General features: G+C 76.1%; 12 protein-coding genes. 7 read left to right on the top strand and 5 right to left on the bottom strand.

The genetic code is table 11. The features are described from left to right. Both JNW98_RS22335 and JNW98_RS22330 read left to right on the top strand, forming a co-directional pair. The coding region (locus JNW98_RS22335) for a precorrin-8X methylmutase (protein ID WP_223770053.1) at positions 1-605 on the top strand (605 nt) is incomplete at its 5' end. Further along, positions 602-2,134: a precorrin-2 C(20)-methyltransferase gene (locus tag JNW98_RS22330; protein ID WP_223770052.1), complete on the top strand. Its 1,533-nt coding sequence runs from the start codon at positions 602-604 to the stop codon at positions 2,132-2,134. The genes JNW98_RS22335 and JNW98_RS22330, both read left to right, overlap by 4 nt. A gap of 27 nt (positions 2,135-2,161) precedes the next feature. On the opposite strand, the gene JNW98_RS22325 is transcribed toward JNW98_RS22330, so the two are convergent. Both JNW98_RS22325 and JNW98_RS22320 read right to left on the bottom strand, forming a co-directional pair. Then, on the bottom strand, positions 2,162-3,493 hold the full coding sequence (locus JNW98_RS22325) for an NDP-hexose 2,3-dehydratase family protein (RefSeq protein WP_223770051.1): 1,332 nt from the start codon (positions 3,491-3,493) through the stop codon (positions 2,162-2,164). Between the two features lie 293 nt (positions 3,494-3,786). Next, a complete protein-coding gene (locus JNW98_RS22320; protein ID WP_223770050.1) occupies positions 3,787-4,566 on the bottom strand; it encodes a cobalt-precorrin-6A reductase in 780 nt (259 codons plus the stop codon). 62 nt (positions 4,567-4,628) lie between these two features. Between JNW98_RS22320 and JNW98_RS22315 the strand changes: the two genes are divergently transcribed. Together JNW98_RS22315 and JNW98_RS22310 are read left to right on the top strand one after the other, a co-directional pair. Continuing rightward, positions 4,629-5,795: a cobalt-precorrin-5B (C(1))-methyltransferase gene (locus JNW98_RS22315; protein WP_223770049.1), complete on the top strand. Its 1,167-nt coding sequence runs from the start codon at positions 4,629-4,631 to the stop codon at positions 5,793-5,795. A 76-nt stretch (positions 5,796-5,871) separates the two neighbouring features. Beyond that, positions 5,872-6,585, top strand: coding sequence for a hypothetical protein (locus JNW98_RS22310; RefSeq protein ID WP_223770048.1), 714 nt, complete (start codon positions 5,872-5,874; stop codon positions 6,583-6,585). A gap of 28 nt (positions 6,586-6,613) precedes the next feature. Here JNW98_RS22310 and JNW98_RS22305 read toward each other — a convergent pair whose 3' ends face one another. Further along, positions 6,614-7,429 (bottom strand): MerR family transcriptional regulator, encoded by an 816-nt coding sequence (locus tag JNW98_RS22305; protein ID WP_223770047.1) that lies wholly within the window; start codon positions 7,427-7,429, stop codon positions 6,614-6,616. Positions 7,430-7,580: 151 nt separating this feature from the next. Here JNW98_RS22305 and JNW98_RS22300 point away from each other — a divergent pair, with 151 nt between their 5' ends. After that, entirely contained in the window at positions 7,581-7,841 is a 261-nt protein-coding gene (locus JNW98_RS22300) for a dsRBD fold-containing protein (protein ID WP_223770046.1), read from the top strand. Here JNW98_RS22300 and cobM read toward each other — a convergent pair. Next, a complete protein-coding gene (gene cobM / locus JNW98_RS22295) occupies positions 7,838-8,602 on the bottom strand; it encodes a precorrin-4 C(11)-methyltransferase (protein ID WP_223770045.1) in 765 nt (254 codons plus the stop codon). The two genes, JNW98_RS22300 and cobM, sit on opposite strands and share 4 nt — an antisense overlap. Continuing rightward, complete coding sequence (gene cbiE, locus JNW98_RS22290; protein ID WP_223770044.1) at positions 8,599-9,939, bottom strand: precorrin-6y C5,15-methyltransferase (decarboxylating) subunit CbiE; 1,341 nt, start codon at positions 9,937-9,939, stop codon at positions 8,599-8,601. Before cbiE ends, cobM begins: the two co-directional genes overlap by 4 nt. A 226-nt stretch (positions 9,940-10,165) precedes the next feature. On the opposite strand from cbiE, the gene tsaD reads away from it, so the two are divergent. After that, on the top strand, positions 10,166-11,221 hold the full coding sequence (gene tsaD, locus JNW98_RS22285) for a tRNA (adenosine(37)-N6)-threonylcarbamoyltransferase complex transferase subunit TsaD (protein ID WP_372459305.1): 1,056 nt from the start codon (positions 10,166-10,168) through the stop codon (positions 11,219-11,221). Between the two features lie 51 nt (positions 11,222-11,272). Further along, positions 11,273-11,716, top strand: coding sequence for a hypothetical protein (locus JNW98_RS22280; RefSeq protein WP_223770042.1), 444 nt, complete (start codon positions 11,273-11,275; stop codon positions 11,714-11,716). The last annotated feature ends 71 nt before the right edge of the window (positions 11,717-11,787 follow it).

Below are 11,787 nucleotides of genomic sequence, written 5' to 3'. Positions count from 1 at the left end.
GCGCGTCCATCTACCGCCAGTCCTTCGCCACCATCCGCGCCGAGGCGGACCTCGGCGGACTGCCGCCGGACGTGTCCCGGGTGGCGGTCCGCATGATCCACGCCTGTGGGATGACGGACCTGGTCCGCGACCTCGCGTACTCCCCGGAGGCCGTGGCCGCGGCCCGGAAGGCGCTGCTCGCGGGCGCGCCGATCCTCTGCGACGCCAACATGGTCGCCTCCGGCGTCACCCGCAAGCGGCTGCCGGCCGACAACGAGGTGCTGTGCACCCTCACCGACCCGGCCGTGCCGGAGCTCGCCGCCCGGATGGGCACGACGCGCAGCGCCGCCGCCCTGGAGCTGTGGCGGGACCGGCTGGACGGGGCCGTGGTGGCCGTCGGCAACGCGCCCACGGCGCTGTTCCGGCTGCTGGAGATGGTCGCCGAGGGCGCGCCGCGCCCGGCGGCGGTGCTCGGCATACCCGTCGGGTTCATCGGCGCGGCCGAGTCGAAGGACGCCCTGGCGGAGAACACGCTGGGGCTGGAGTACCTGGTGGTGCGCGGGCGGCGCGGCGGCAGCGCCATGGCCGCCGCCGCGATCAACGCGATAGCGAGCGAGGAAGAGTGAGCGAGCAGCAGTCCCCGGCCACCGGCCGCCTCTACGGGGTGGGGCTGGGCCCCGGCGATCCGGCGCTGATGACCCTGCGGGCGGTGGAGTGCATCGCCGCGGCCGACGTCGTCGCGTACCACAGCGCCCGCCACGGCCGCAGCATCGCGCGCTCCATCGCCGAACGGCACCTGCGCGCGGACCACGTCGAGGAGCCGCTGGTCTACCCGGTCACCACGGAGACCACGGACCACCCGGGCGGCTACAAGGGCGCGATGGAGGAGTTCTACGAGGAGGCCGCGGCGCGGCTGGCCGCGCACCTGGACGCCGGGCGCTCGGTGGCGGTGCTCGCCGAGGGCGATCCGCTCTTCTACAGCTCCTACATGCACATGCACAAGCGGCTGGCCCACCGCTACCCGACCGAGGTGGTCCCCGGCGTCACGTCCGTCAGCGCCGCCGCGGCGCGGCTGGGCGAGCCGCTGGTCGAGGGCGAGGAGGTGCTGACCGTCCTGCCGGGCACGCTGCCCGAGGAGGAGCTCGCCGCGCGGCTCGCGTCGACCGACTCGGCCGTGGTGATGAAGCTCGGCCGCACCTTCCCCACCGTGCGGGGCGCGTTGGAGCGCTCCGGGCGACTGGCGGAGGCGCGGTACGTGGAGCGGGCCACGATGCCCGGCGAGCGCACCGGGCGGGTGGCGGAGGTGGACCCGGAGTCCGTCCCGTACTTCTCCGTGGCCGTGCTGCCCAGCCGGGTGGCCGCCGCCACCGGCCCCGTCCCGGAGCCCGCCAAGGCGGACGGCGGCGAGGTCGTCGTGATCGGCCTCGGCCCGGCCGGGCCGCGGTGGCTGACGCCGGAGGCGCGCGGCGAACTGGCCGCCGCGCAGGACGTCGTCGGCTACAGCACCTACGTGGACCGGGTGCCCGTCCGCCCCGGGCAGCGCCGGCACGCCTCGGACAACAAGGTGGAGTCGGAGCGCGCCGACTTCGCCCTGGATCTGGCCCGGCAGGGGCGCCGGGTGGCCGTCGTCTCCTCGGGCGACCCGGGCGTCTTCGCGATGGCGAGCGCCGTCCTGGAGGTCGCGTCGGAGGGCCCGTACCGCGACATCCCGGTGCGGATCGTGCCGGGCATGACGGCCGCCCACGCGGCGGCGGCCCGGGCGGGCGCGCCGCTCGGCCACGACTACGCCGTCGTCTCCCTGTCCGACCGGCTCAAGCCGTGGGAGGTCATCGCGGAACGGCTGCGCGCCGCGGCCGCGGCCGACCTGGTGCTCGCCCTGTACAACCCGGGCTCGCGCAGCCGCGTCTGGCAGGTCGGCAAGGCCCGCGACCTGCTCCTGGAGCACCGCTCCCCGGACACCCCGGTGGTGCTCGGCCGGGACGTGGGCGGCCCGGACGAGAGCGTCCGCGTCGTCCGGCTCGGGGAACTCGTCCCCGAGGAGGTCGACATGCGCACCCTCCTCATCGTCGGCTCGACGCAGACCCGTGCGGTCCGCCGCGGCCCGGGCGAGGGCGAGGACATCGTCTGGACGCCGCGGCGGTACCCCGAGCGGTGACGTGTCCCGTAACGGCCGCGGCGGCCGTTACGGGATGAACCCCATGCAGGCGAGCAGCGTGCGGGCCTCCACGTTGAGGAGGCCGCCGTACCGGTTGAGTTCGGCGAGCTGGCCGCAGGTCGCCCAGCGGTAGCCGTCGCCCTCCTCCAGGGGGACGTCGTCGCCGGCCCGGACGGCCAGGTAGCGGTTGCGCGCGTGGTGGAACCTGCCGCCCTCCTCCGAGTGCACCACGTCGAACAGGACGCGCCCGGACGACGGCTCCGAGGCGGCGGCCAGCACGGTGTCGAGGTGGCGCGGGCGCCGGTCCTCCGGCAGGTGGGCGTAGTTGGCGGGGACGCACTGCACGGTGGGGCCGATCTCGGCGGTGTCCAGGGTGCCGGCCTCCGCGCGGGCCCGGACGAGGACGTGCGGGGTCCCGCCGATGTCGCGGACGAGGAAGGCGACGACGCCCTGGCCGCAGGGGGCGAGCAGCGGCTGGGACCAGGAGGCGACCTCCCGGCTGCCCGCCCGGACGTCGACGCCGATGATCCGGAAGTAGCGGCCCTCCTCGTGGCACACCTCGTCGTCGGTCACCCGCCAGCCGGTCGTCTCGCGCAGAGGTATGCGCCGGCGCTCGGTGGGCTCCGCCGTTCTGTGGTGGACGAGCCAGTTGAGGAGCTCGGGGAGGGTGTGGAGCGGACGTCCGCGGAAGCGGGCGGCGGCGGGCGCGGCGGTGTCCGCGAGGTGCGAGAGCACGGTCCGGGTGTCCATGTTGACCAGGTCGTCCACGGCGAGCAGCCGGCCGATCTCGTCCATGCCGAACCAGCGGAAGTCGTCGAGGACCGGGACGTCCTCGTCGTCCCGTACGGTGCGGACGACGATGTTGCGGTTGCGCTTGGCGAGGAACCAGGCGCCCTGCTCGCTCTGCAGCGCGTCCGCGAGCGGCCGGCCGCGGCCCAGCGTGGTGAACAGGTCGAGGTACGGCACCGCGCGGCCCCGGTGGACGCGGGTGTAGTTGCTGCGGGTGGCCTGGACGGTGGGCGACAGCTGAAGGGCGTTGACGTTGCCGGGCTCCATCTTGGCCTGGAGCAGGCAGTGCGGGACGCCGTCGAAGTCCCGGACGAGGATGCCGAGGACGCCGTGTTCCGGCTGGCTGATGACGGGCTGCCGCCACTCCTCCACCGCGCGCCCGGGCACCCGGACGTCCAGGCCGTGCACGCCGAAGAACCGTCCGCTGCGGTGGCGCAGGTCGCCGGTCTCCGGGTCCGCGCTCCAGCCGTCCAGCTTCGCCAGCGGCACCCGGGTCACCCGGTAGGCGTGCGCGGCGCGGCGCTCCTCGAACCAGCGGTGGAATTCGGCGAGATCCGGATCCGTGGACACCGTCGCGACACTCCCTGAAGCCGGGCCCCCCGGGGCCGGCCCCGGAACGCTTGCGGGACGTACTCGGAACGCTTCGGGGACCAGCGTGCCGCACGTGGGCGGGGGCGCGGATGCGCAGTTGAACGCGGGCGGGGCGGCGTGCGCGCCCGGAGCTTGGGCGTCCGGGGTGGAGCAGGGACACCACGGATCACTGCGAGCACACCAACTCACCAGTGTTTCACGGTGGTTGGACGCGCCGAGGGCGTGCGTCCGCCGCCTTCACGCCCCGCCGACGGCCGGCCCTCCGCTCCCGTTCAGGGGCGGACGGCGGCGGAGTCGCCCACCGTCCGCCGTACCCACGCCACCGCCTCCTCCGGAGCGGCCACCGCCTGGACGCCCGCCGGGAGGGGCGGGCGGCGGACCACGACGACGGGGATCCCCGCGTCGCGGGCGGCGGCCAGCTTCGCCGCCGTCGCCGCGGCGCCGCTGTCCTTGGTCACCAGCACGTCGACGCGGTGCCGGCGCAGCAGTTCGCGCTCGCCCTCGACGGTGAAGGGCCCCCGGGCCAGCAGGATCTCGGTCCGGGGCGGCATCGGGGGCGAGGGGGCGTCGACCGAGCGCACGAGGAACCACATATTCTCTAGGTGCGCGAAGGCGGCGAGTCCCATCCTGCCCGTGGTCAGGAAGACCCGGTTCCCCAGGCCGGGCAGCGCCTCCGCCGCCTCGGCCAGCGACCCGACCGGACGCCAGTCGTCCCCCGGGCCCGCCGTCCAGCCGGGGCGGCGGACGGCCAGCAGCGGAACCTGAGCCTCCGTGGCGGCCTTCGCCGCGTTGGAACTGATCGTGTCGGCGAAAGGATGCGTGGCGTCGATGAGCGCGTCGACGTGCTGCTCGCGCAGCCACCGGGCCAGCCCCTCGGGACCCCCGAAACCGCCGATCCGCACCTGCCCGGCGGGCAGCCGCGGTGCGGCGACGCGGCCGGCGAGCGAGCTGGTGACCCGCAGGGCGGGTTCACCGGCCAGCGCGGCAGCGAGCCGGCGGGCCTCCGTAGTGCCGCCCAGGATCAGGATGTGGCGCTCGGCGCTCACGCTCACCCGCCGCCTTTCCGTTCGTGCTTCCGTGCCCCTGATGGGGTCGAAGGCCCAGCCTACGGGGGGTGTCCGGCGTGGCTGACACCACGGAGGCCGGCGCCCCGGGCGAGGCGAAGGGCGGCCGTGCCGCGCAGCTCGCGCACACCGGGCTGCGGTCCGGCTGGACGACGGGGGCCTGCGCGACGGCCGCCACCACGGCCGCGTACACGGCCCTGCTCACCGGGGACTTCCCCGACCCGGTGACGATCACGCTGCCCAAGGGGCAGACGCCGGCCTTCGCCCTGACGGCGGAGGAGCTGGCCGCCGGCCACGCGATGGCCGCGATCGTCAAGGACGCGGGGGACGACCCGGACGTCACCCACGGCGCCCTGGTCCGCGCCACCGTACGGCTCCTGCCGCCCGGCTCGGGCGTGGTCTTCCGGGCCGGACCGGGCGTCGGCACGGTCACCCGCCCCGGGCTGCCGCTGCCGGTGGGCGAGCCGGCGATCAACCCGGTGCCGCGCCGGCTGATGACCGAGCACGTGGCCGAGGTCGCGGCCCGGCACGGCGGGACGGGCGACGTGGAGATCGAGGTCTCGGTCGACCACGGCGAGGAGATCGCCCGCTCCACCTGGAACCCCCGCCTCGGCATCCTCGGCGGCCTCTCCATCCTCGGCACCACCGGCGTCGTGGTCCCCTACTCCTGCTCCGCCTGGATCGACAGCATCCGCCGCGGCGTCGACGTGGCCCGCGCGGCGGGGCGCCGGCACGTGGCCGGCTGTACGGGCTCGACGTCCGAGAAGGTCGCGGTGGCCGTGCACGGGCTGCCCGAGGACGCGCTGCTCGACATGGGCGACTTCGCGGGCGCGGTGCTGAAGTACATCCGCCGGCACCCGGTGGACCGGCTGACCGTCGCGGGCGGCTTCGCCAAGCTCTCCAAACTGGCCGCCGGCCACCTGGACCTGCACTCCGCCCGCTCCCAGGTGGACAAGGGCTTCCTCGCGGAACTGGCCCGCCTCGGCGGCGCGGACGAGGAGCTGGCGGCCGAGGTCGCGTCCGCCAACACCGGCCTGGACGCCCTCCAGCGCTGCGCCGCGCGCGGCGTGCCGCTCGGCGACCTGGTGGCGGAGCGGGCCCGCGACGAGGCCCTGGCCGTGCTGCGCGGGGCCCCCGTCGCCGTCGACGTCCTGTGCATCGACCGGGCGGGCACGATCGTCGGCCGCGCCGAGCCGCGGGGCCGGGACCAGGGCTGACCTGGGCGGTGGCGCGCGATCCCGGAAAGGTAGTGTGCCGGGGATCGGTATGAGGGGAACAGGGGGACACCGGCACATGCGTCGTCGGCACATCACCAGAACGTGGGGCCTTCCGATACTCGCCGGGGCGCTCCTGGCCACGTCGGCGTGCGGCGGGGGCGGCGGTGGGAAGGGGTCGTCGGACACGGTACGCACCCAGGCCCCGCCCGAGGACGCGCACCGGAAGCCGCCGGCCGCCGCCGAGGCCGACGCGAAGCCGCTGGACGCCGCCCGCCTGCGCACCCGGCTGCTGACCCTCGCCGACCTCGGCCCGGGGTACACCGAGGTGCCGGACGACGGGAAGGACGACGCCGACTCCGGGGCGACGGGCTGCGGCCCGATGGAGCGGCTCAGCGCCCGGATGCCCGCCCTGAAGCTCGCCGCCGAGGCCAAGACGAGCTTCAGGTACGACAAGACCGAGAACTCGGGGATGGCGGTCGAGCTGGGCAGCGACTCCCCCGCCCGGATCTCCGCGGTCTACAAGGAGATCTACGGCGCCTTCAACTCCTGCCCCTCCTTCTCCTTCATGGAAGGCACCACGCCGACCCGGACCACATCGGCCAAGCCCGAACTGCCGCCGCTCGGTGACGAGCGGTTCGGCACCCTCCTGACCCTGGAGGGCGCGAACGGGCCGGTGGTCATCAAGTACGTCGCCGTCCGCAAGGGCAGCGTCGTGGTGAACCTCATGGGCTCCCCCGCGCTGGTCGACAAGCACATCGGTACGGCCGTCGACAAGATGACGAAGGACTGACCACCGTCCCGTCCGGGACGAACGAGCCCTACACCAGCGGCTCCTGAAGCTCCGTCACCCAATCCGCCCGGTCCTCAGGGCACTCCAGGTAGAGCTCCCGCGCGTACCCCGCCGAGCGGTGCCCGTGGGCGTCGATCCAGCGGGCGAGCGCCTGGGCCGTCGGGAGGACGTCGTCCATCGAGCCGCGGTGGACGACGGTGGCGGCCGTCTCGATGCCGGGGAGGTCGACGACCGCGAACCCCGCGGCCGTGACCCCGGAGCCGACCGGGTAGGCCGCGTGGGCGAGGATGCCGCCGGAGCCGGCGGGGTCGTCCTCGTAGTACGCGACGGCCGGGCCCGCCGGGGTCACCCCGGCGTCCGCCAGCCGGCGGCACAGCTCGGCGAACAGCGGGTCGACGACCGGGCCGACGTCCTCGGGGGCGTAACCGGGCGCGACGGCGCTCAGCTCGGCCACCCGGACCGCCGGGACGGCCTTGACGACCACGTCGTGGGTACTCATGGTTCCCTCGCTCTCGATGCTTCGGAGCCTCGCCTCGACCTGCGCCAGCCGGGCCGCCGCCGCGGTGGCGGCGGCCTCCAGTTCGGCGCGGCGCAGCCGCAGCATGCCGCGCAGCTCCGCCGTGCCCACCTCCTCGTCCACGATCGCCCGCACCTGCCGGAGGGTGAACCCCAGCTCCTTGAGGGCGATGACGCGGTTGAGGCGGGCGAGCTGCCCCGCCTCGTAGTGGCGGTAGCCGGTGGCGGCGTCGACGCGGGCGGGGCGCAGCAGCCCCGTCGCGTCGTAGTGGCGCAGCATGCGGACGGACACGCGTCCGTACCGGGCGAAATCTCCGATGGTGAACATGACGCTCCTCAGGGAAGCGGCTGACACGGTGTGAGGGTCAAGAGCGCGGGTGCGGCGGGCCGGGGCCCGCCGTAGCCTGGGTGACAGGAGGGCCCGCCGGTGGAGCCCCTCACCACCGCCGGGCCGGGTGCGGAGTGCGGAGGTGAGGACGGTGCAGCACGTCGCGGGCTGGCATGTGGAAGTCGAGTTCGACGAGGACGAACGGCACGTCCGCGCCGCCGCCCTGGTGCGGCTGCGGGACGGCACCGAGGTACGGGCGCGCGGCAAGGCGGCCCGGCACCCGGACGACCCGGGCGAGGCCCGGGTGGGCGAGGAGCTGGCGAGCGCCCGCGCGCTCGTGGACCTCGCCGAGCAGCTCGCCGCGAAGGGCGGCCACGAGGCGGCCGACCTGCGGGCGGAGGTCGCGGCTTAGAACATCGAGCGTCCCGCCGCGTCGCGGCAGCGCTCCGTCGAGTACAGGTGGCTGTCGGGGAACTGCTCGGCGCCCAGCGTCCGCCCGACGAGGATGACCGCGGTACGGACGACGCCCGCGGCCCGCACCTGGTCGGCGATGCCGGCGAGCGGGCCGCGCAGCACGATCTCGTCGGGCCGGCTGGCCATGGCGACGACGGCGGCGGGGCAGTCGGGGCCGTAGTGCGGCAGCAGTTCGGCGACGACGCGGTCCGCGTGGCGGGCGGCGAGGTGCAGTACGAGGAGCGCGCCGCTGCGGCCGAGGGTGGCCAGGTCCTCGCCGGGCGGCATGGGCGTGGCCCGCTCGGCGACGCGGGTGAGGACGACGGTCTGGCCGACCGTCGGGACGGTCAGTTCGCGGCCGAGGGAGGCCGCGGCGGCGGCGAAGGCGGGGACGCCGGGCACGATCTCGTACGGGATGCCGTGCGCGTCCAGCCGGCGCATCTGCTCGGCGACGGCGCTGAAGACGGACGGGTCGCCGGAGTGCAGCCGGGCGACGTCCTGGCCGGCCTCGTGGGCGCGGACGAACTCGGCGGTGATCTCGTCGAGGTCCAGCTTGGCGGTGTCGACGAGCCGGGCGCCGGGCGGGCAGTCGGCGAGGAGCTCGCGCGGGACGAGGCTGCCGGCGTAGAGGCAGACGCCGCAGCGGGCGAGGGTGCGGGCGCCGCGCACCGTGATGAGGTCGGCGGCGCCGGGGCCGGCGCCGATGAAGTACACGGTCATGAGGTGAGGGCTCCTTCTGCGGCTTCCGCCGCTCGGACGGGCTGCTGGGCGGGTACGACCGCGTGCCGGCCGGACGCTGCCGCGTCGTCGCCGCCGCGCTTGACCACCGACCACTGCGTCACCGGCATCGCCTGCCGCCACCCGGTGAAGCCGCCGACGGGCACGGCGTGCGCCACGGCGAGCCGCACCAGCTCGCCGCCGTGCCGCCGGTGGCGGTCGGCGAGCACCGCCTCGGACTCCAGGGTGACGGTGTTGGCGACCAGCCGGCCGCCGGCCGGCAGCGCGGCCCAGCAGGCGTCGAGCAGGCCGGGGGCGGTGAGACCGCCGCCGATGAACACGGCGTCGGGGGCGGGCAGTCCGTCGAGCGCGGCGGGCGCGGCGCCGGTGACGACGCGCAGTCCCGGGACGCCCAGGGCGGCCGCGTTGCGGGTGATGCGCCCGGCACGCACGGGGTCGCGCTCGACGGTGACCGCCCGGCAGGACCGGTGGGCGCGCATCCACTCGATGCCGATGGATCCGGAGCCGCCGCCGACGTCCCACAGCAGCTCGCCGGGGGCCGGTCCGAGGGCGGCGAGCGTCGCCGCCCGGATGTGACGCTTCGTCAACTGTCCGTCGTGGTCGAAGGCTTCGTCCGGCAGGCCGGGCACGAGCGGCAGCCGGAGGGCGTCCGGCGCGGGGCGGCAGACGACGGCGATGACGTTCAGCGGGTCGCCGGCGGGGTGCTCCCATGCGTCCGCGGTGCCCTCGCGGCGGGCCTCGCGGTCGCCGCCCAGCTGCTCCAGGACCGTCATCGCGCTCGGCCCGTAGCCGCGTTCGCGCAGCAGCGCGGCGACCTCGGCCGGGGTGTCGGCGCCGGCGCTGAGCAGCAGCAGCCGGCGGGCGGGCTGGAGGGCGGCGGCGAGCGCGTCGAGCGGCCGGCCGACGAGGCTGACCACCTCGGTGCCGTCCAGCGGCCAGCCGAGCCGGGCGCAGGCGTACGAGGCGGAGGACGGGTGCGGCAGCACCCGCAGCCGCTCGGGGCCCAGCTCGTCGGCGAGGGTCCGGCCGATGCCGAAGAACATGGGGTCGCCGCTGGCCAGCACGGACACCCGGCGTCCGGCGTGCTCCGCGAACAGCCGCGGCACGGCGGGCCGCAGCGGCGAGGGCCACGCGACGCGCTCCCCCGCGCACTCCTCCGGCACCAGCCCGAGCTGCCGCGGCCCGCCCACGATCACCTCGGCGCCCCGCAGCGCCTCCCGGGCGCCGGGCCCGAGCCCGGCCCAGCCGTCGGCGCCGATCCCCACGACGGTGACGGTGACGGGGACGGGGGTGCGGGACTCGGGAGTCCCTGAAGACACAGCGGACTCTGCGGACCCTGCGGACACGGACGGACACCTCGGACGGTCGGCGGACAGGCGGTACCGGAACTCTACTGACCTGCGAGGACTCCGGTACAGCCGGCACCTGGGGGTGCGCACGGGCGGGGCGGGCTCGCGGCGGGCGGCGCGACCGGCGGACGTTCTTGCGTACGATGTGCAACTACTGAATTCTGGCAGGAGAGGCAGGGACGTGGGACGTTCACCGGTGGTACTGGGCATCGAGTCGTCCTGCGACGAGACCGGCGCCGGGCTGGTCCGGGACGGGAAGCTGCTGGGGCACGCGGTGGCGTCCAGCATGGACGAGCACGCGCGGTACGGGGGCGTGGTCCCGGAGATCGCCGCCCGCGCCCACGTGCACGCGGCCACGCCCGTGGTCCGGCAGGCGCTGGCGGAAGCCGGGCTGACGATGGCGGACGTCGGGGCGGTCGCGGTGACGACCGGGCCGGGGCTGTCCGGGGCGCTCCAGGTCGGAGTGGCTGCCGCGAAGGGGCTGGCCTACTCGCTGGGGGTCCCGCTGTACGGGGTGCACCACCTGGCCGGGCACGTGGCGGCCGACACCCTGGAGCACGGGCCGCTGCCGAACCCCTGCGTGGTGCTGATCGTCTCCGGCGGCCACACGTCGCTGCTGCTGGTCCGGGACCTGGCCCGGGACCCGATCGTCCACCTGGGCGACACGCTCGACGACGCGGCCGGCGAGTGCTTCGACAAGGTCGCGCGCGTCTTCGGCCTGCCCTACCCGGGCGGCCCCGCCGTGGACCGGGCGGCCCGGGACGGCGACCCGCGCGCCGTCGCCTTCCCCCGCCCGATGACCGGGCCGCGCGACGACCCGTGGACGTTCTCGTTCTCCGGCCTGAAGACGGCCGCCGCCCGCTGGGCCGAGCGGCACCGCGCGGCCGGCCTGCCGCTGCCCGTCGCGGACGGCGCCGCCTCGCTCCAGGAGGCCATCGCCGACGTGCTCACCCGGAAGGCCGTCGCCGCGTGCGCCGAGTACGGCGTCGGCACGCTGGTCGTGGTCGGCGGCGTGGCCGCCAACTCCCGGGTGCGGGCGCTGGCGGAGGAGCGGTGCGCCGCGGCCGGTGTGACGCTGCGCGTCCCGCCGCTGCGGCTGTGCACCGACAACGGCGCGATGATCGCGGCCGTCGGCGACCTGCTGGTGCGCGCGGGCGCGGAGCCCGCCCCGCTGGACGTGTCCATCGACCCGTCGGCTCCCCTGGAGTACGCGGCCCTGCACCCGGTCGCCCGGACGGTCCGCGCCGCCTGACCCGTGGCGCGCCGGGGTGCCGGACGGCGACCGCCGGGGAAGACTGGCGGCATGCGGACCGGACTGCTGCGGGCTATCGGCGCGACGACCGCCGTCTACGGCGTGGCGGTGACCCGCCGTCCACGGCTGCTCGGCGCCCCCTCGGGGCTCCCCGACACGGCCGCGGTCCGCGTCTGCCTGGCGCCGCTGGCCTGGCGCGACGCGGCCTGCGGGCTGGCGATGCTGCTCGCACCCGAGGGTGCGGCCCTGCGGACGGCGACGCTGCTGCGGATCGCCGCGGACTTCGGCGACGCGGTGCTGCTCGGCCGGTCCCTGCCGGGGCCCGCGCGCCGGGCCGGCGCGGTGGCGGTGTCCGTCGGCTGGGGCGCGCTGTCGTGCGCGGCGCTGTGGGGCGGGGCGCGGGACCAGGACGAACGGGCCGGGCTTCCGTGGCCGCTTCTCCGCCGGCGGAGGGCGGTGCTCCGGTCCCACCCTTTCACCGTTTCCCGGAGCTGACGCCCCGGACCCCGGCATCGCGGCTTCGCTGCGAGGTCCTCAGACGCCGGACGGGCCGAGCGCTCCCGCGC

Origin of the sequence: Streptomyces huiliensis, assembly GCF_020037025.1 — a bacterium.
GTDB lineage: Bacteria > Actinomycetota > Actinomycetes > Streptomycetales > Streptomycetaceae > Streptomyces > Streptomyces huiliensis.
The sequence above is the reverse complement of the archived record's forward strand: the minus strand, read 5'-3'. Positions and strand labels throughout refer to the sequence as shown.